Below are 18,484 nucleotides of genomic sequence, written 5' to 3' on the forward strand. Positions count from 1 at the left end.
GTCGGGGTGTGAGGACCCGCAGGATCTCACGGCGCATTCACCCGCCGCGTCAGCTCGGCCAGCAGGTCGTAGCCGTCCCAGAAGCGCCCGAAGGTCAGCGCCTCGCCGAACGGCACGATGCGGTCGATGCCGCGCCCGTTGACCGCGCGCACGAGGCTCGCCACCTCCGTGCCGTCGAAGCCGCTGATGGTCATGGTCTGATCCTTGCGCACCACGAACCCGGCGAGCGCGTCCAGCGAGTCGACCGTCGCCGCGTAGAAGAGCCCCGCGCCCGGGTGCGTGCGGTCGAAGCCGTCGAGCGTCGCGAGCTCGAGCACCGTCAGCTCGTTGCCCCCCTCGCGCATCCGGCGCACCGGCCGGTCGGCCAGCGCGCCGTAGACGGCGGTGCGCTTGGCCAGCACGGCGCCGAGCTCCAGGCCGTAGCCGCGGTGGCGCACCTCGCCGTGCAGCGCGTCGAAGAGCGCCTCGAGCGCGGGCCACGCCCCGTCGCCCACGCCGACGACCAGCCGCGGCGAGGAGCAGCCCATCTGGTCGAACCAGTAGGCGTCGTTGAACAGGCGCCGCGCCAGGTCGGCCGGGTCCTCGGCGCCCGGCCGCAGCACGGCCAGCGAGAACCGGTCGCCGAACAGCAGCTCGGTCGCGTGCGGCGCCAGCGGCAGCGCGCGGATCGTCTCGATCGTCGCGTCGCCGCCCCAGATGACCCGCACGTCGGCGTGGCGCGACAGCAGCGCGCTCGGCTCGAGCTCGTGGCCGTAGGAGACGACCGCGATCGAGGCCGCCACGGCGGGGTGGTCGGCGGCCGCGGCGTTCAGCGCGTCGACGAGCACCTCGGTGGTCACCGACCGCCGCGGCGAGACGCGCACGACGTTGCGGTTGCCGGCCAGCAGGGAGACAGCGAGCGAGTAGACGAACATCGTGTCGACGCTCGAGGGCGGGACGTGGAACGCCAGGCCGCGTGGGACCTGGACGACGTCCGGGCGCGCCTCGGCGGCGAACTCCTGCGCCAGCGCCGCCACCGACGCGCGCCGCAGGAACGACGCGAGGGGCACGAGCTCGGGATGGCGCTTGGCCCGCCGGTCCCCGAACAGGGCGCGGGAGATGCCGTGGCAGAACTCGACGAGCTCCTCGGCGAACGGCGGCGCGCTCGGGCCCGCGGCGAGGGCCGCGGCGATCTCCTCCAGCTCGGCCTCCCCGCGGCGGGGGACGAGCGTCTCGACCCTCATCCGGTCAACACCGCCGCCGCCGTGTCGCTGCACCCGCGCAGCTCCGCCTTCGGCACCCGTCCGTCGAGCGCGATCGCCTGGCCCAGCCGCCCGCACGGGCAGTCGTCGACCGCGACGACGCGGCCGAGGTCCTCCGTGAGCAGCGCGTGGCCCGGATAGCTCTCGGGCAGCGTGGAGACGACCTCCACCACCCCCTGCTCGCCGCGTGGCGCGGGCGCCCACGTCGCCGGATCGCGGACGACGACGTCGCCCGTGGCGGGCGCGTGCAGCGCCCCGGCCTCGCACTCCACGTAGACCGTCCCGGTCTGCTCGGCCATCCCGTAGAAGTTGTGGACGCGCTCGATCCCCGTGCGCGCCGCGACGACCCGGCGGAACTCCTCGGGCGTCACCGCCTGGTCGGCGAGCGCCTTCCAGCCGCCCGAGTGGATGAGGATCCCGCCGCGCAGGTCGGCGCCGCCGGGCAGGTGCTGCCAGACCATGAACGTGAAGCCGAACACGATCACCGGCTCGCCGGCGTGCTTGGCCAGCCACGCGCCCCGCTCCTCCTCGCTCGCGTCGAGGAGGTAGAGGTGGTCGCGCCCGAACGGCGCCATGCCGAGGATGCCCGCCCCGCGCGCGGTGAACTGCGTGCGGTCCTGCAGCACCGACCGCGTGTCGGCGATGAGCATCGGCAGCCGCCGCGGGCCGAGCCAATGCTGCATCGTCGCCGCGAGCGCGCGTGTCTGCGCGGCGGCCGACGCGCGGTCGAGGTAGATACGGCTCGGCGCCTGGCCGGTCGTCCCCGACGACATGAGCGTCTTGAACACGGCGTCGCGCGGCACGGACCGCAGCTCGTGCGTCTTGAACAGCGAGACCGGCAGGTGCGGGACGTCGGCGGGCGCCGCGGCCGCGGCGAAGCCCGGCGCGACGACGTCGACGATCCGCCGGTACGGCGCGCATGCCGCGCGGTGGTGGTGGACGAGCCGGGTCAGCTCCGCCGCCAGCCGCCGCTCCTTGCCGGCCTGGGGCTCGTCGTACTCAGCCATCGAGCGCCGCGTAGTCGATCTTGCCCGACGGCCGCACCGGCAGCCGCTCGAGCTCGTGGACGCGGATCGCCCGCGGCGGCAGGCGGAAGCGGGCGGCCAGCGCCCGTGCGTCGGCGCCGCGCTCGGCGTACACCTCGATGCGGTCACGGCCCTCCACCGCGCCAGCGGGCCCGTCGACCGCCGCCTCGACCTCGTCGAGGTTGACCCGCTGGCCGTAGACCTTCGCGATCCGCTTCAGGCGCCCGGTGACGTAGAAGAAGCCGTCGTCGTCGGCGTGCCCCAGATCGCCGGTCGCCAGCACGCCGCCGAGGTCGTCGCCGCGGGCCAGGTCGGCGCGGGTCTCCGCGTAGCCGAGCATGACGTTCGGCCCCTCGTAGACGATCTCGCCGTCGTCCACCCGCAGCCGCCCGCCCGGGATGGCGATGCCGATCGACCCCGCCTTCTCGGCCAGGCGCTCGGGCGGCACGTAGGCGATGCGCGGGCTCGCCTCGGTCTGCCCGTACATGACGAAGAACCGCGTTCGCGCCGCGTAGCGCAGCGCGACCTCCGGGTCCAGGCGCCCGCCGGCCTGGGTCATGCAGCGCAGCGACGGCAGGTCCATGTCGCGCATCCCGATGCGCTCGAGCATCGCGTACGCGTACGGGACGCCCGCGAACGACGTGACCTCGTGGCGGCGCACGTCCTCCCAGAACTCGGGCCGGATGACCGAGTGCGGCGTGAAGGCGATGCTCGCGCCCGCGTACAGGTGCGAGTGCAGGACCGACATGCCGTACGAGTACGGGATCGGCAGCGAGCCGATCGCCCGCTCGCCGGAGTCGATGCCCAGGTACTCGGCGATCGCCTCGGCGTTGGACAGCACGTTGCGTGCCGTCAGCCGGACGAGCTTCGGCGACCCCGTCGAGCCCGAGGTCGACAGCAGCACGCGCAGGTCGGGATGCAGCTCGGCCGGCGCGGCGTCGCGCTCGCTCACCTGGCGATCCTCGACGACGTAGCGCGGGTCGTAGCGCTCGATCACCGGCCCCGGGTCGGCGCCCGCCTCGAGCAGGACGACGGCATGGCCCGCAGCGAGCGCGGCGAGGTAGCCGATCGCCGACAGTGCGTCCGGCCCGCAGCGCACGAGCACCAGCTCGCGCCCGGGCATGCGCGCCCCGATCGTTGCGACCTTGTCGCGCAGCTCGGCGTACGTCCAGGTCCGCTCGCCTTCGATCAGGGCGATCCCTTCGTGTCCGAGCAGCTGCCTCAGATGACCATCCCCCCGTCGACCCCGAGCACCTGCCCGGTGATGTAGCCCGCCCGGTCCGACGCCAGGAACGCGATCGCGTCCGCGACCTCCTCAGGCGTCCCGGCGCGGCCGAGCCCGACGCTCGCCACGCGCTCGTCGAAGACCTCCTCGGGCAGCGCGCGCGTCATGTCCGTGTCGATGAACCCGGGAGCGACCGCGTTGACGCGCACGTTCTGCGGCGCGAGCTCCTTCGCCGCGCTGCGCGTCATGCCGATGACCGCCGCCTTCGAGCCGCCGTAGGCGACCTGGCCGGTGTTGCCGACGACGCCGATGATCGAGGCCACGTTGACGATCGAGCCGCCCCCGCCGCGCGCGATCAGCCGCGCGCACGCCTGCATGACGTTCAGCACGCCGATCGCGTTGACGTCGAAGACCCGCTCGGGCTTGATCATCCCCAGCAGCGCGTCCTCGAGGACGCCGGCGTTGTTGACGAGCACGTCGAGGCGCTTGTGGCGCTTGAACAGCTCGCGCGCGGCCGCCTGCACCGCGGCGGCGTCAGAGACGTCGAACGCGAGCGCATCGCCGCCGAGCCCGTCCGCCCGCTCGCGCGCCGCCGCCTCGTCGGTCCCGTTGACCACGACGGTGTAGCCCTCCTGCGCCAGCCGCCGCGCCGCGGCGAGGCCGATCCCGCGCGTCGACCCGGTGACGAGCGCGACGCTCACGTCGATGCCTCCCGCCGGATCGCCGCCGCCGCGTGTGAGGACCCGCGGGGTCTCACAGCACGACGTCGTAGCGCGTCCTGAGCATCTCCACCGCCACGGGGTAGCTGCTCATGCCGATCACGTCGTCGGTGTCCATCATGATGTCGAAGGCCTCCTCGATCTCGGCGACCAGCGCCATGTGGCCGAGCGAGTCCCAGTGCTCGTGCTGGGCGTACGCGAGGGCCGCCCAGTCGGTGTCGCCGGGCAGGTCGAGCGCGGTCTGGAAGGCTTCACGCAGGCGAGCTTCGGACATGGCGGGGCCAGATGCTATGACGGCGGGACAACACGCAGACTCCGGCGCGCTGGTCGCAGACCTGCAGGCGGCGATCGGCGACGCGCGGCGCGTGAGCACGAGCGAGTCGGTTCTGCGCACCCACGGCGAGCCGCTCATGGCCGACATGCCGCCCGCGCCGCCGGACGTCGTGGTGTTCGCCCGGTCGCGCGACGACGTCGTCGCCGTCCTGGCCCTGGCCCGCGAGCATGGCGCCCCGGTGGTCGCCTTCGGGGCGGGCTCCGGGCTCGAGGGCGAGTCGCTCGCGCCGCGCGGCGGCATCTCGCTCGACCTCACCGGCCTGGACCGCATCGAGATCCGCCCCGCCGACCTGCAGGCGACGGTCGGCGCCGGCGTGACCCGCAAGGCGCTCGACAGGGCGACCGGCGAGCACGGCCTGTGGTTCCCGGTCGATCCGGGCGCCGACGCCACGCTCGGCGGGATGGCGGCGACGAACGCGAGCGGCACCACGACCGTCCGCTACGGATCGATGCGCCAGAACGTCCTCGGCCTGGAGGTCGTCCTCGCCGACGGGCGCGTGGTGCGCACCGGCTCGCGCACCGTGAAGACCTCGGCCGGCTACGAGCTCGGACAGCTGTTCGTCGGATCGGAGGGGACGCTCGGGATCATCACCGAGGTCACGCTGCGCCTCTACGGCATCCCCGAGCACGTCGTCGCGGTCCGCGCGCCCTTCCCCGACATCGAGGCGGCCTGCCGGTGCGCGGCGGCGCTCGTCGCGACCGGCGTGTCGGTCATCCGCTGCGAGCTCGTCGACGCCTCGACGATCGAGATGGTCAACGCCTACCGCGGGACGCGCCTGCCCGCCGACGTCCACCTCTTCCTCGAGTTCGGCGGCAGCAGGGAGGGGGTCGAGGGCGACGTCGCCGCCACGCGCGATCTGGCGGCCGAGTTCGGCTGCACGGACCTGCAGGCGTCCAGCGCGTGGGCCGAGCGTCAGGAGCTGTGGGCGGCGCGCCACGACGCGCTGTACGCCACGCAGCACGCCAACCTCGGCAAGGCGATGTTCGGCACCGACACGTGCGTGCCGGTCTCCGAGCTGCCCGGCGCGGTCGCGTACGCCCGCGGGCTGATCGCCGCCGCCGGTCTGGAGGCGTCGATCGTCGGGCACGTCGGCGACGGCAACTACCACGCGCTGATCGCCGTCGACCCCCGCGACGAGGACGAGGTCGCCCGGGCCCACGCGGTACGGGGGCAGATCGTCCGCGACGCCCTGGCCCGCGGCGGGACGTGCAGCGGCGAGCACGGGATCGGCATGGGCAAGATGGGCTACCTCGAGATCGAGCACGGCGACCTGATCCCGCTGATGCGCGGGATCAAGGAGCTGCTCGATCCGGCCGGGATCCTCAACCCCGGCAAGATCTTCGACTGAGCGGCGCGCCCGGAACCGGTGATGCCCGACCGACCCGGAGCGGTGCGCACACAAGAGTGGTGCGCACACGTGTCAACGCGGGAGGCGCGCGTCATCGACGCACCTGGCTTGAACTGTCAGGTTGCACCCCGAGATCGAATGGAAGAGAAGTCTCCAAAGCCGGTCGACGTTGATTCCTACATCGTCAGTGCTGACGGTGCGGCTCGTCCGATACTCGAAGAGCTCCGGGCGATAATCAAAGCGACTGTGCCTGAAGTGCAAGAAGGCATCAGCTGGGGCGTTCCCTTCTACCGACACCATGGTGCCCTCGCCGGCCTTGCTGCATACACGAACCATGTCAGCTTTGGTCTGGGCGGCGCCGTGCTGCAGAGCAAAGATCGCAAGATGCTTGAAGACAGCGGCTATGTGACCGGGAAGAAGACGGTACGGATCAGGTTCGACCAAGAGGTGCCGGCCGCGGTGATTCAGCAGCTTCTCCAGGCACAAGCCGAGATGAACGCAGCCGAAGGGAACGATGAGACGAAGGAACGATGAGGTTCCGACGCAACGCGATCCACCGTCCGGACCACGCCGCGGACGCGTTCTCTCGCGCGGCGCGGAAAGCTCAACAGGCTCCTAACTAACCGCAGTTGACCCGCGCGAGCGTCGACGTGTAGGAGGCCTCGAGTTGCTGGACCGCCGTGGTGAGCTGCGCCTTGGCGTCGGACGCCGAGAGCGATTTCAGGAACTGGCTGGAGATCTGCTGGATCGAGCTCGTGAACGCCTTGTTGGCGGCCTGGATCTGGCTGCGACGATCGCTGCTGAGATCCGACTGCGCGCCGGTGATGTCCGTGAGGTCGTTCTTGATCGCGTTCAGCGGCTGGGTGACGGCGTCCTTGGTCACAGTCGCCGGGGTGAGGCCCTTCAGAGCGTCGATCTGCTTGCTGATGTCGGCCCGGGCATCGCAGACGGTGTTCTTGGCCTTGTCCTGTGAGGATTCGCCGCACGCGCCGAGCGCGAGGACCACCGACACGGCGGCCAGGGCGCAGAAGGTGGTTCTCATGGCGACACGGTACATCCACCAGGATGGCGCTCACGTCAGTCGGCGAGGGTGAGCCGCGCGCCGGGCGCTCTCAGCCGGCGAACTTCGGCAGGATGTCGCGCTCGTAGGCGTCGAAGAACGCCTCGTGGCCGCCGCCGATCTGCTGGATGTGCAGCTCGTCGACGCCCGCGTCGGCGTACTCCTGGATCGTCTGCAGGTGCTCGTCGAGGTCCGGTCCACACGGGACGGTCTTGCCTGCGCCGCCCTTGTCGCGGAAGCGCCCGATCATGTCGTCGGGCGACGTCGTGCAGTAGCCGTCGCCGATGCGCGCGGCGAGGTCGACCGCCTTGGGCCCGAACCTTCATGCCCCGCCGCCTCCCACGGGCAGCGGGGCGGCAAACGTCGAGGCCGCCCGGGGACGCCCTACGCGTTGAGGCCGACCGCCTGCAGGTCGAGCGGGTCGATCCACGACTCCGCGAGCAGCGCGCCGCCGGTGCCGCGTAGCGCCTGCTTGAGGCCGAGCGCCCAGCGGTGCTCGATGAGCGCCAGCGCCGCCATGCTCCCGGGCGGGATCGCGTCGGCCGGGAACCAGATGTCGTCGTCGTCGATGTCTTCGTACTCCGAGGGCAGCTCCGGGGCCTCCTCGTCGCCGTGCAGCCCGGTGAGGACCGCGACGACCGACCCGCTCTCGTTCGCCTCGACGATCGACACCGTGTCGTCGTCCTCCTTGCGCACGACGAGGACGTCGAGCACGCGGATCGTGCCCGCGTCGGAGAGGCGGCCGAGCTCGGCCAGGACCTCGCCGCGCAGCTCGGCATCGGGATCGAAGCCGCAGATCAGCAGCTGGACCGGGCCCAGCATCTCGCCGTCGCCGCTCATCCGAGCACCTTCTTCTTGGCCGCGTCGAACTCCTCGGGGGTCAGAACGCCGGCGTCGAGCAGGCCCTTGAGCTTCGTGAGCTCGCCGACGACGTCGGTGCCGCCCGCGGGGGCGGCGGCCGGCGGCGCGGCGACGGGCGGCGCCATCGCGGCCGTGGCGGGCGCGGGCGCCTGCTGCTGCTCGAGCGCCTCGAGACGCTCCTCCTGCTCGCTCTCGCGCGCCCGGCTCTGCGCGCCCTTCTTGCCCGCCATGTACCCGGCGCCGCCGACCATCGCCGCCCGCATGACCGGACGCCTTCGCGGTCTGAACACGTCAGTCCCTCCTGTCGCTCTGATGTTCGCGCCACGCTAGTCGGCACGGCGCGTCGCGTCCACCGGTCGCGCGCCGCCGCCCGCGGCTCAGCCCGCGAACGTCTGCAGCCACTCCTCGACCGACAGCAGCGACCAGATCAGCAGCCGGCGGTTCTCGCGGCCGGCGAGGTGGTCGTCGACCAGGGCGAGGACCTCGTCGCGGTCGAGGTAGCCGTAGATGCGCGCGTCGCCGTCGACGAGGCGGCGGCGGACGTAGTCGATCGACTCGCCGCGAAACCAGGACGCGTCGGGCGCGGCGAAGCCTTGCTTCTCGCGGCCGGTGACGTCGGCCGGGACGTGGCGCTCCATCGCCTGGCGCAGAATCAGCTTGCCGTCGCGGGCGTTGTTGAAGAAGCGCTCGGTCTTCCACCCCGGCTCGTTCTCGTCGAGTCGGACAACCTCGCCGAGGTTGCCGAGCTTCAGGCCGACGGGCACGGCCTGGGCGAAGTCGACGAGGTCGTTGTCGAGGAAGGGCAGCCGCGTCTCGAGCGAGTGCGCCATCGACAGCTTGTCCTCGACGAGCAGCAGGCCGTGCAGGAACGTGCGGGCCTCGAGGTAGAGCGAGTGGTTGATGTAGTCCTCGGGGCGCGTGAGCTGCGGCGCGTGGGTGGCGAACGCGTCGGCGAAGATCGCGCGCGTGTCGACGTCGGCCACCTCGGCGCGGATCGGCGCGAACACGCGGTCGATCGCATCCGGCGGGAGCAGCCGCTGCCAGAAGCCGTAGTACTTGCCGACGTAGTCGTCGAACGAGTCGTTGACGACCGCGCGGTAGTAGCGCCAGGGGTAGCCGCCGAAGAGCTCGTCGCCGCCCGCGCCCGACAGGACGACCGTCACGAACTTCGAGGCCAGCCGTGCCGCGTAGTAGTTCGGATAGCACTGCCCGACCCGCAGGTCCTCCAGGTGCCAGGTCAACGCGGGCATGACGCGCTCGAGGTCGCCGGCCTTGAGGACCATCTCGTAGTGCTCGGTGCCGAACAGGTAGGACATCCGCTCGGCGCGGGTGCGCTCGTCGAAGGCGAGCTCGATGCCCGAGGCGGAGCTCAGGTCGAAGCCGACCGTGAACGAGGTGAACGTGTCGAACTGCGGCGCGGCGACCGCGGTGATCGAGCCGGAGTCCATGCCGCCGGACAGGTAGGAGCCGATCGGCACGTCGGCGACCAGCTGGCGGTTGACCGCCTGGCGGAAGAGGCGGTCGAGCTCCTCGAGGTACTCGCGCTCGTCGATGCGCCCGGCGTCGCCGTCCGGCTCGCGGAAGTCGAAGTCCCAGAACGTCTGGACCGGGCCCACCCCCGCCACGCCGATGCGCACGAACGATCCAGGCGGCAGCAGCTCGACGCCGTCGAAGAGGGTGCGGCGGGTGAAGAGGTTCTGGAAGGTGAAGTACTCCAGCAGCGCGCGCGGGTCGACGCTCGGGCGCACCTCCGGGTGGGCGAGCAGCGCCTTGATCTCCGAGCCGAACAGGACGCGGCGGTCGTCGCGATGCCAGTACAGGGGCTTGATGCCGTAGCGGTCGCGGGCGAGCAGCAGCTCCTCGCGCTCCGTGTCCCAGAGCGCGAGCGCGAACATGCCGTTGAAGCGCTCGAGCGCCTGCACGCCCCACTCGGCGAGCGCGTAGAGCACGACCTCCGTGTCGCCGCGCGACCGGAAGCCCCACCCGCGCGCCTCGAGCTCCCGGCGCAGCTCCTGGAAGTTGTAGACCTCGCCGTTGTAGGTGAGGACGAAGCGCCCGTCGCGCGTGGCCATCGGCTGCTCGGCGGCCGGCGAGCGGTCGATGATCGCCAGGCGCCGGTGCCCGAACCCGAGCGCCCCGTCGACGTACGTGCCCTCGCCGTCGGGCCCGCGATGGCGTACGGCGTCGGCCATCGCCCGCAGGACGCGGGGGGCGACGGGCTCGCCGTCGAGGTTCAGGATGCCGGTGATGCCGCACATGGACGCTTGTCGAGACGGAGGCTAGGCCCGCGAGTTGCGCGCGAGCGCCTGCAGGTCCTCGCCCAGGTCGCCCGGCCGGGGCTCGTCGATCCCGAGCCGGCGGCGCGCGGTGTACAGGTGCTCGACGAGCCGGTCCCACACGCGTCGCTGCCGGGTGCCCGGCGGTGGGCGTCGCCCGACGGGGTTGTCGGCATCGAGGGTCGCCGGCCGCCCGAACTCGTCGCGGTACCGGTAGACGTACTGCGCACCGTCGTCCCACGCGCGCGCCAGCCGGCGCCGCGCCGGGCGGTCACCGAGCAGGACCACGGCCGGGTCGGCCGGGTCGACCATGCGGACATCGCCGAGGTCGGGGTCGTCCGATCGGCGGATCCGCTGCACGTCGGTGAGCACGGCGATGTCCTCGAGATCGATCGACCGGCCTGACGCCCGCTTGAGTGCCACGAGGTCATCGAGCCCCGCGACGGGGATCGTGAGTGCGCCGAGGGGAACCTCGATCGACCGGTCCCGCAGCTCGTCGTAGGCGGGTGCGCCGGCGGCGTCCTGCATGATGTCGAGCATCCCCGCCCGCGTGTCCAGGAACAGCGAGCCGGCACGCGCGACCGTCGAGGGATCGCCAGGGTCGTGCAGGTGCTCGGAATCGACACCGCGATTGGTCGCCCCGAGGTCGCGCAGGGCGGCCGCCAGGCGCTCGGCGTTCTCGGGCGAGGGTCGCGCGATGATGTCGAGATCACGGGTCGTCCGGACGTGGCCGTGCGCCTGCACGGCGACGCCGCCGATGACGACGAAGTCCACGCCGTGCGCGGACAGGACAGAGAGGAGCTCGCGGGGATCAGCGGCCATGCGGGGGGCGCCCCTTCTGCGCGGCACCCGCCAGCTCGGTACCGAACTCGTTCCAGGCCAGCGCGCCGGCCAGGCGCTCCTCGGGAGCGCGGCCGGCCTCGGCGGCGAGGTCGGCCCGGCGGTAGCGGTGCGCCGTGGGCGCGGCCTCGAGCCGGAGGTCCTCTCCCATTACGCCGAGCAGGCGGCTGAGCGTGTCGACTGTGGGCGACTTCTCGCCGTTCTCGATCTGGCTGACGAAGGCCTGACTGGTCCCGGCTCGCCGGGCCAGCTGCGCCTGGGTGAGCCCGTTCACCAACCGGCGCGCCCGCAGGAATTGGCCGGACTGCATCGTGCGGATCATATCTCATCGGATATGAACACGAGGCGGTGTCCCGCTCCGGAGCTACCCTCCCCGGCGATGCGGATCCTGCTCACCGGGGCGACCGGCCTGATCGGCCGCGAGGTGGTTCGCCTGGCTCCGGCGGGCTGGGAGATCGTCGCGGCGGCGCGGCGCCCGGTGCCCGGCCTGGAGACCGCCGAGGCGGACCTGGCGGCGCCCGGGTTCGCGGCGGCGCTGCCCGTCGCGGTCGACGCGATCGTGCACCTGGCGCAGGCGCGGGAGTACCGCGACTTCCCGGCGTGCGCTCCCGGCGTCATCGCGGTCAACGTAGCCGCCACCGCGGAGCTGCTCGACCACGCGGCGCGGTGCGGCGCCGGGCAGTTCCTGCTCGCGTCGACGGCCACGGTGTACCGGCCGGGCACGACGGACGGGCCGCCGCTGCGCGAGGACGGACCGGTCCGGTGCCGCTCGATCTACTCGTCGTCGAAGCGCTCGGCAGAGCTTCTCGCGGGGCCGTACGCGGCCCTGTTCGGAGTCCGCGCCCTGCGCATCTTCACCACGTACGGCGCGGTGCGCGACGAGCGGCTCGTGAGCGACCTCATCGACCGGGTGGAGCACGGCCGGGCGGTGGAGGTGCAGGGCGAGCGGGGCCTGGTGACGAGCCCGATCCATGCATCTGACGTGGCCCGCGCGGTGATCGCCGCAGTGCAGCGCCCGCCGGAGCGCGGTGAACTGGACGTCGTCAACGTCGGCGGCCCGCAGGCGCTCGGCATCGCCGACATGGCGCGCGCGATCGGGCGGGTGCTCGGCCGCGAGCCTCGCCTGGAGGCGCGCCCGGGCGAGCCGCCCGCGTTCGCCGCCGACCGCGGGAAGTGCGTCGCGCAACTGGCGGTGCCGGAGCCGGTCGCGTTCGAGGAGGGCCTGGCGCGAGAGCTCGTGGGGAGCCGGGCGTGACGGCCGCGCTCACCCTGGACGTCGACTGGGCGCCGGACTTCATGATCGACGCCGCCGCCGACGCGCTGCTGGCCCGCGAGGTGCGCGCGACGTGGTTCGTCACCCACGCGAGCGCGGCCATCGACCGTCTGCGCGAGCGCCCGGACCTCTTCGAGCTCGGCATCCACCCGAACTTCCTCGCCGGTTCGAGCCACGGCGAGACGCCGCAGGACGTGGTCGCGCACTGCCTGGCGCTCGTGCCCGAGGCGCGCGCCGTGCGCACCCACTGCCTGCTGCAGTCCACGCCGCTGCACGACGCGCTGCTGGAGGGCGGGCGCATCGAGGTCGACGTGTCGCTGTTCCTGCCGCGGGCCCGCAGCGTCGAGCCGGTCGTCCAGCACAGCCCGGGCGGGCGGCTTCTGCGGCTGCCGTACGTGTGGCAGGACAACATGGAGATGTACTCGCCGGACCCGCTGTGGGACGTCGGCGCGCTGCTCGACGGCGCCGGCCCGCGGATCTTCGACTTCCATCCCGTCCACGTGTGGCTGAACTCCGCGGCGTTCGCGCCGTACGAGCGCATGAAGCAGGCCGGCCCGCTGCCGCAGATCGCCCCGCAGGAGACCGCGCGCTACCGCAACTCCGGCACGGGGACCATGACCGCGTTCCTCGACCTCGCGGACCGCCTCGCCGCGACGGGCGGCGGCGCGCGGATCTGCGACCTGTCCGCCGAGGCGGTCGGCGCGTGAGCGGCACGTCGTGGCACGGGGAGTTCAGCTACGCGTTCCTGCGCGAGCTGCTCGAGATGGCCCGCGAGCGCGAGGACGTCCGCCTGCTCGCCGAGGGCGTCGACGCGCCGGGCCTGATCGTGCGCCACGACATCGACCTGTCGCTCGAGCGGGCGGTCGCCGTGGGTGCCGTGGAGCAGGACGCCGGGGTGCGCGCGACGTTCCTCGTGATGGTCGACTCGCCGCTGTACGACCTCGACGAGCCGGGCGCCCGCGCGGCGCTCGCCCGCCTGCGCGAGCAGGGCCACGACGTCGGGTTGCACATGGACCTCGGCCCGCGCGGCGAGCGCGACGGCCTCGTCATCGAGGACGTCGCCCCCGAGGTCGAGGCCTGCCGCGAGCGGCTGGCCGCCGTGCTCGGCGACGAGGTGCGCGCGATCTCGTTCCACCGGCCCGCCGACCCGCTCGTCGCGGCGCTCGCACCGGTCGGCGAGGTCTGCGGCATGGTCAACGCGTACGCGGCGCCGCTCATGCGCTGCTATCTCGCCGACTCGGCCGGCGCGTGGCGCCATGGCGATCCCCGCCCGGTGCTGCGCGACCCGCCGTGCGACACCGTCCAGCTGCTGCTGCACCCGTTCTGGTGGGGCGAGGAGCACCTGAGCGCTGCGGAGCGCCTGGAGGCCTTCTACCACGAGCGGACGGCCGGCCTGGCGCCGTTCGACGCGCTCGCGTTCGACCGCCAGCTGGCCACGGTGGTGCGCCGCTCGCGGCGCACCGGGCTGCTGTCGGCGGCGCGCGCCGGGTCGCTGCCGTAGCGCACCGGATTGCCGTGCGCCGCGCGGCACCGTAAGGTGCCCGCCGAAGTCGCGGCACGCCAAGCCGTCTTCCCGCGTGCCGCAGGAATTGCGGAAGGGATCACATTGCGCATCGTCACGAAGGACCACTCAATGCCGGATGTGCGCGCGCGCTCGCCGCGCGTGCGGCGGGCTGCCGCAGGAGCGGCCGCGCTCGTCGCCGCCACGCTCGCCTGCGCAAGCCCGGCCGCGGCGGCTCGCCCGTCGACCACCGAATACCGCGTCACGTTCCACGCCGAGATGAGCGAGCGCTGGGAGTTCCGCGAGCTCTCCTCCCGCGAGTGCACGGTCGGGCGCTGCGTGCGCGAGGAGAAGGGCGCGGGCTCGGCGCGCATCACGCTCGACAGCGCGGGGCCCACGCCGGTCACCGTGCTCCGGACGGGCGGCAACGCCGCGCCGATGATCCACGTCGGCACCGACGGGCTGGCCCTGCGCGGCTCCTACCGCCGCGACGGCGCCCACACGACGGACTACTCGGGCGAGTGGGAGTCTGCGAACCCCGACGAGGCCGAGGCCACCACCGGCTGCGGCGCGCGGTCGTTCAAGACGGGGCTGGGCTTCGACTGGGCCGGCCGGCGCGAGCTGCGCGTCGTCACGGCGATCGACCAGATGCGCGCCGACTGCCCGTCGGGTCCGCCGAACTTCGACTGGGATGACGGCGCCCCCGACCTCAGCGCGGTGCTGGCGGCGGCGTCCCGGAGCCGGTTCGGCAAGACGCGGCAGTTCACCGTCCGGGGACAGAGGAAGTGGACGGGCACCGTGCCGCCGATGAACCGCACGGATCCCGACGACACGTTCCAGCGCAGCGGCTCGGTGGAGGCGACCTGGCAGTGGCAGGCGACCTTCCAGCGCAGGAAGCGCTGACGGCCCCATGCTCCGTGGCCGCGCCCGCGGGCGCGGCCAGGGCCGCGGCTAGCATCCCGGCGCGATGAGCAAGATCGGACGGTTCGACACGGACTCCGCGGCGCTGACCGCCCGCATCGACGCCCACGCCCGCTACGCCGGCGGCGACATGACCGGATGGGCGCTCGAGCGGCTCGGCGCCGGCCCGGACGACCGCGTGCTCGACGTCGGCGCCGGGACCGGTCAGCAGACGCTGCGCCTCGCGCCCCACGTCCGGTCGGTGCTCGCCGTCGACGCGTCCGAGGAGTCGCTGCGCGCTCTCGCCGCCGAGGCGCCGGACAACGTGCGCACGCGGGCGGGCCGCTTCGACGACCTCGCCGCCGCGCCGTGCGACGGGCGCTTCGAGCGCATCGTCAGCGGCTACGCGCTCTACTACGTCGAGGATGCCGAGCGCGCGATCGCCCGCCTGCACGACCTGCTCGAGCCGGGCGGCGTCCTGTTCTTCTGCGGGCCGTCCTACGAGAACAACGGCGAGCTTCGCCGCTTCCACTGGGGCCTCGCAGGCACCGAGCCGCCCGGCCCGACGCCCGCCTCCACGTTCATGGAGGAGACCGGCCCGGCGCTGTGCGAGGCGCGCTTCGCCGCGGTCGAGCGCTTCGAGTTCGCCAACGAGATGCGCTTCGACTCGGCCGATGCGCTCGTCGGCTACTGGTCGGCCTACAACCTCTACGACCCGGCGCTCGAGGACCGCTTCCGGGCCGCTGCGGCCGAGCACTTCGCCGGCAGCGACGTCTTCTCCACGTCCAAGCGCGTCGTCGGCATCCGCGCGGCGAAGGCCGCCGCCTGAACGGCGCCCTCGGCGAGACGGCGCCCGCCGGCCTCATCGCGGACGCGCGGCCGGCGCGCGGAGCCCACGGGCCGGGGAAGGTCAGGCTCGCGACCTGAACGCGGCCAGCGTGCGCTCGTAGCTGTCCAGCGTGGCGCGGGCGGTCGCCTGCCACGTGAAGCGGGCGGCCTGCGCGCGGCCGGCCGCCCGCAGCCGGTCCGCTTCGGCGGGGTCGTCGAGGACGGCGGTGATCGCGTCGGCGATGTCGCCGGGGCGCTCGGGATCGAACCGGCGGGCGGCGTCGCCGGCGACCTCGCGCAGGGAGCCGCGGTCCGAGCACGCGACCGGCAGGCCGCGGGCCATCGCCTCGAGCACCGGCAGGCCGAAGCCCTCGTAGAGCGAGGGGAAGGCGAAGACCGATGCGGCCGCGTAGAGGCCCTCGAGCTCCTCGTCGCTCACCCAGCCGAGCAGTCGCACGTCGCCGGCGATGCCCAGGCGCGCCACGAGCGCGCCGAGTTCGTCGTCGTGGAACGCGGTGCCGTAGCCGGGGACGACGAGGACCGGGCGACGGGCCGGGTCGACGAGCGCGAGCGCCTCGAGCAGCCGCGGCAGGTTCTTGTGCGGGCGCTTGGCCGCGACGGTGAGGACGATCGGCCGGTCGCCGAGGGCGTGCTCGGCGCGCAGCCGTGCCTCGGGCCTGGGGGTCGCGCGGGCGGTCGAGCCGACGCCCAGCGCGACCACGTCGATCTTGGCGCGCGGCACGCGCAGCTCGCGGACGAGGTCCTCGGCCGTGGACTGCGAGTCCGCCATGACCCGGTGCGAGCGGCGGATCGCCAGCGGCACGAGCAGGGCCATCCCGCGCGCCTTCAGCCCGCCGTGGGTGTCCGGGTGGAAGCGGTGGATCAGGTCGTGGATCGTCACGACCCGCGCGCAGCGTCCCCAGGCCGGCCCCGTGTTCGCCAGGCTGTGGAGCACGTCCACGCCGGCGCGGCCGGCCAGGCGCGGCAGGTGCTGCTGCTCGCCGCGGACCCACTGCACGCGGTTGGTCGCCGCGACGGGCACGGTCACCGCCGGCATCAGCTCCTTCCACGGGCCGCCGGGCGCCGCGGCGGCCTCGCGGTTGACGAACGCCGTGAAGCGGATCCGGTCGCCCGCCGCCGCGACGAGCGCGGGCAGCAGCTCGCGCGCGACGACCTCGGTCCCGCCGGTCTGCCCGGGCACGAGGTAGACCAGGTTCAGCCCGACGTGCATTCGCCGCGAGAGGCTAGCCCCGCCTCGGACCACCGCCCCTCCCGATCCTGTCGCGGAGACGGCGCCAGGCGCCGTGAACGCGACAGGATCGCTCGCGGCGGCCCACCTAGCATGGGCGGCGATGTCCGACCTGCTCGACCTGTGGATCCTCGACGACGGCCTGATCATGGGCGGCGGCCAGCGCTTCGCCCTGCGCCTCGCCGACATCCTGGCCGAGCAGGACACGCGCGTTCGGTTCGTGGCGCCGGCCGATACCGAGCTCGGCGCCGAGGTCCGCGCCCGCGGCCTGGACCTCGTGCACGCCGAGTTCCCGCGCCTGGTCCCGCCCGCCGCATGGGCGATCCCGCCCGCCGTCCTGCGGCTGCGCGAGGTGCTTGCCGACGCCCACTCCGACACGCTCGTCGTCGGCAACACCGCCCGCTGCCAGGCCTACGCGACCGCGGCGCTCGTCACGCTGCCCCACCCGCCCCTGCTCGTCCACCTGATGCACGAGCAGGAGTCCGCCCACCGGCCGACCGCCCGCGCGGTGTACCGGCGCGTCGGCGCGCTCGTCGCAGTGGGCGAGAACGCCGCGGAGACCTACCGCGACCGGCTCCCCGACGTGCCGGTGGCCTGCGTGAACAACTTCCTCTCGCCCGACGAGATGCGACGGCTGGCGGCGCAGCGGACCCCGCCGCCGGACGCCGCCACGCCCGTGCTCGGCGTGCTCGCCCGGATGATTCCCGAGAAGGGCATCATCGAGCTCGTCGAGGAGCTCGCCGCCATCCCCGGCGCCTGGGAGCGCCTGCGCGTCGGTGCGCCCGAGCAGGATCGCCGCTACACCGACGCCGTCCGCCGGCGGATCGCCGAGCTCGGCCTCGAGGAGCGCATCGACCTCCTGGGCCGCGTCGACGACCTCAGCGAGTTCTTCGCCGCGGTCGACCGGCTCGTGGTGCCCTCCACGGGAACCGAGGGCCAACCCACCGTCATCCTCGAGGCGCTCCTGTACGGTCGGCCGGTCATCGTGCGCGCTCCGCTCTGGTCCCCCGACTTCGACGGCCTGCCCATCCGGCGCTACGAGACGCCGGACGAGCTCGCCGCGCAGCTGGCCGACCCCGTCCCCGAGCCGGTGGGAGTCGACCGCCTCGAGCAGCGCTTCGGCGCGCGACAGGTCGTCTCTGCCCTGCAGCAGACCGCCATGGCCGCCAACGGCGCCCGCCGCGGCGGCCCGAGCTACCACGACTGGCACGCCCAGCCCGGCTACTACCGCGACGTGACCAGGCACTTCTCGCCCGGCGACCGGATCCTCGACGTCGGCTGCGGCACCGCCTGGCTGGCCGACTCCTTCGAGGACTACACCGGCGTCGACGAGTCGGCCGCGGCGGTCGCGCTGGCCCGCAGCCTCGGGCGCAACGCCCGCCAGCACAGCGTCGACGAGCCCCTGCCGTTCGAGGACGCGAGCTTCGACGCGGTCGTGGCCAAGGACCTGCTCGAACACGTCGCCGATCCCGTCGGCGTCGTCGCCGAGATGCTGCGCGTCCTGCGCCCCGGCGGCCGCCTGTTCGCCTCCTCGCCCGACGCGCAGAAGTGGGCGTGGGACGACTACACGCACCGCCGCCCGTTCACGCGCAAGAGCTACCGGCTGCTGTTCGCCGACCAGGGATTCGTCGTCGAGCACGTCGGCTACGAGTCGGTCATGCCCGGCATCGGCGTCGTGTCGGGGATGACGGAGCGCAAGCAGCGCCCGAAGCTCCTCGGCGCGCTCGCGGCGCTGCCGATCACCCGCCGCAATGTCTTCGTCGTCGCCCGCCGGCCGAGCAGCCCGGCGCCGTAGAGCGCCGGC

The 18,484-nt window shown here is 73.4% G+C and carries 21 protein-coding genes; 8 read left to right on the top strand and 13 right to left on the bottom strand.

The features are described 5' to 3' along the window. Positions 1–26: 26 nt before the first annotated feature. The 5 genes from DSM104329_RS25630 to DSM104329_RS25650 all read right to left on the bottom strand — a co-directional run bounded on the left by DSM104329_RS25630 (position 27) and on the right by DSM104329_RS25650 (position 4,484). On the bottom strand, positions 27–1,223 hold the full coding sequence (locus tag DSM104329_RS25630; protein ID WP_259312703.1) for an acyl-CoA reductase: 1,197 nt from the start codon (positions 1,221–1,223) through the stop codon (positions 27–29). Next, positions 1,220–2,248, bottom strand: coding sequence for a LuxE/PaaK family acyltransferase (locus DSM104329_RS25635; protein WP_259312704.1), 1,029 nt, complete (start codon positions 2,246–2,248; stop codon positions 1,220–1,222). The genes DSM104329_RS25630 and DSM104329_RS25635 overlap by 4 nt, the downstream gene beginning before the upstream one ends. Next, on the bottom strand, positions 2,241–3,389 hold the full coding sequence (locus DSM104329_RS25640; RefSeq protein ID WP_259312705.1) for an AMP-binding protein: 1,149 nt from the start codon (positions 3,387–3,389) through the stop codon (positions 2,241–2,243). The genes DSM104329_RS25635 and DSM104329_RS25640 overlap by 8 nt, the downstream gene beginning before the upstream one ends. A gap of 98 nt (positions 3,390–3,487) precedes the next feature. Continuing rightward, the gene (locus tag DSM104329_RS25645) at positions 3,488–4,192 is read right to left on the bottom strand and encodes an SDR family oxidoreductase (protein WP_259312706.1); all 705 of its coding nucleotides are present in this window, start codon (positions 4,190–4,192) and stop codon (positions 3,488–3,490) included. A gap of 52 nt (positions 4,193–4,244) precedes the next feature. Next, positions 4,245–4,484: an acyl carrier protein gene (locus DSM104329_RS25650; protein ID WP_259312707.1), complete on the bottom strand. Its 240-nt coding sequence runs from the start codon at positions 4,482–4,484 to the stop codon at positions 4,245–4,247. Positions 4,485–4,500: 16 nt separating this feature from the next. Here DSM104329_RS25650 and DSM104329_RS25655 point away from each other — a divergent pair, with 16 nt between their 5' ends. Next, entirely contained in the window at positions 4,501–5,892 is a 1,392-nt protein-coding gene (locus tag DSM104329_RS25655) for an FAD-binding oxidoreductase (protein WP_259312708.1), read from the top strand. A 138-nt stretch (positions 5,893–6,030) separates the two neighbouring features. Next, the gene (locus tag DSM104329_RS25660) at positions 6,031–6,426 is read left to right on the top strand and encodes an iron chaperone (protein ID WP_259312709.1); all 396 of its coding nucleotides are present in this window, start codon (positions 6,031–6,033) and stop codon (positions 6,424–6,426) included. 85 nt (positions 6,427–6,511) lie between these two features. Here DSM104329_RS25660 and DSM104329_RS25665 read toward each other — a convergent pair whose 3' ends face one another. From DSM104329_RS25665 to DSM104329_RS25695, 7 genes are all read right to left on the bottom strand, one after another. Next, positions 6,512–6,949 carry a hypothetical protein gene (locus tag DSM104329_RS25665; RefSeq protein WP_259312710.1) on the bottom strand — a complete coding sequence of 146 codons (438 nt, stop codon included), beginning with the start codon at positions 6,947–6,949 and terminating at the stop codon, positions 6,512–6,514. A gap of 55 nt (positions 6,950–7,004) precedes the next feature. Continuing rightward, complete coding sequence (locus DSM104329_RS25670) at positions 7,005–7,202, bottom strand: hypothetical protein (RefSeq protein WP_259312711.1); 198 nt, start codon at positions 7,200–7,202, stop codon at positions 7,005–7,007. 134 nt (positions 7,203–7,336) lie between these two features. Continuing rightward, a complete protein-coding gene (locus DSM104329_RS25675; protein WP_259312712.1) occupies positions 7,337–7,792 on the bottom strand; it encodes a DUF6325 family protein in 456 nt (151 codons plus the stop codon). Next, on the bottom strand, positions 7,789–8,076 hold the full coding sequence (locus tag DSM104329_RS25680; protein WP_259312713.1) for an SHOCT domain-containing protein: 288 nt from the start codon (positions 8,074–8,076) through the stop codon (positions 7,789–7,791). The genes DSM104329_RS25675 and DSM104329_RS25680 overlap by 4 nt, the downstream gene beginning before the upstream one ends. A gap of 114 nt (positions 8,077–8,190) precedes the next feature. Further along, positions 8,191–10,071, bottom strand: coding sequence for an asparagine synthase (glutamine-hydrolyzing) (gene asnB / locus DSM104329_RS25685; protein WP_259312714.1), 1,881 nt, complete (start codon positions 10,069–10,071; stop codon positions 8,191–8,193). 21 nt (positions 10,072–10,092) lie between these two features. Further along, positions 10,093–10,911, bottom strand: a complete 819-nt coding sequence (locus DSM104329_RS25690) for a nucleotidyltransferase (protein ID WP_259312715.1) — start codon at positions 10,909–10,911, stop codon at positions 10,093–10,095. Further along, positions 10,901–11,239 (bottom strand): helix-turn-helix domain-containing protein, encoded by a 339-nt coding sequence (locus DSM104329_RS25695; protein ID WP_259312716.1) that lies wholly within the window; start codon positions 11,237–11,239, stop codon positions 10,901–10,903. The genes DSM104329_RS25690 and DSM104329_RS25695 overlap by 11 nt, the downstream gene beginning before the upstream one ends. Positions 11,240–11,308: 69 nt before the next feature. On the opposite strand from DSM104329_RS25695, the gene DSM104329_RS25700 reads away from it, so the two are divergent. The 5 genes from DSM104329_RS25700 (at position 11,309) to DSM104329_RS25720 (ending at position 15,432) form a co-directional block, all read left to right on the top strand. Beyond that, positions 11,309–12,184: an NAD-dependent epimerase/dehydratase family protein gene (locus DSM104329_RS25700; RefSeq protein ID WP_259312717.1), complete on the top strand. Its 876-nt coding sequence runs from the start codon at positions 11,309–11,311 to the stop codon at positions 12,182–12,184. Then, positions 12,181–12,909 carry a polysaccharide deacetylase WbmS family protein gene (locus tag DSM104329_RS25705; RefSeq protein WP_259312718.1) on the top strand — a complete coding sequence of 243 codons (729 nt, stop codon included), beginning with the start codon at positions 12,181–12,183 and terminating at the stop codon, positions 12,907–12,909. Before DSM104329_RS25700 ends, DSM104329_RS25705 begins: the two co-directional genes overlap by 4 nt. After that, positions 12,906–13,703, top strand: a complete 798-nt coding sequence (locus tag DSM104329_RS25710) for a polysaccharide deacetylase family protein (protein WP_259312719.1) — start codon at positions 12,906–12,908, stop codon at positions 13,701–13,703. Before DSM104329_RS25705 ends, DSM104329_RS25710 begins: the two co-directional genes overlap by 4 nt. Before the next feature lie 132 nt (positions 13,704–13,835). Next, positions 13,836–14,606, top strand: coding sequence for a hypothetical protein (locus DSM104329_RS25715; protein WP_259312720.1), 771 nt, complete (start codon positions 13,836–13,838; stop codon positions 14,604–14,606). 64 nt (positions 14,607–14,670) lie between these two features. Further along, complete coding sequence (locus DSM104329_RS25720; RefSeq protein ID WP_259312721.1) at positions 14,671–15,432, top strand: class I SAM-dependent methyltransferase; 762 nt, start codon at positions 14,671–14,673, stop codon at positions 15,430–15,432. Positions 15,433–15,513: 81 nt separating this feature from the next. Here DSM104329_RS25720 and DSM104329_RS25725 read toward each other — a convergent pair whose 3' ends face one another. After that, the gene (locus DSM104329_RS25725; RefSeq protein ID WP_259312722.1) at positions 15,514–16,662 is read right to left on the bottom strand and encodes a glycosyltransferase family 4 protein; all 1,149 of its coding nucleotides are present in this window, start codon (positions 16,660–16,662) and stop codon (positions 15,514–15,516) included. Between the two features lie 121 nt (positions 16,663–16,783). Between DSM104329_RS25725 and DSM104329_RS29000 the strand changes: the two genes are divergently transcribed. Then, on the top strand, positions 16,784–18,475 hold the full coding sequence (locus tag DSM104329_RS29000; RefSeq protein WP_326924466.1) for a methyltransferase domain-containing protein: 1,692 nt from the start codon (positions 16,784–16,786) through the stop codon (positions 18,473–18,475). Positions 18,476–18,484 lie beyond the last annotated feature (9 nt).

The sequence above is a fragment of the Capillimicrobium parvum genome (assembly GCF_021172045.1).
Taxonomy (GTDB): domain Bacteria; phylum Actinomycetota; class Thermoleophilia; order Solirubrobacterales; family Solirubrobacteraceae; genus Capillimicrobium; species Capillimicrobium parvum.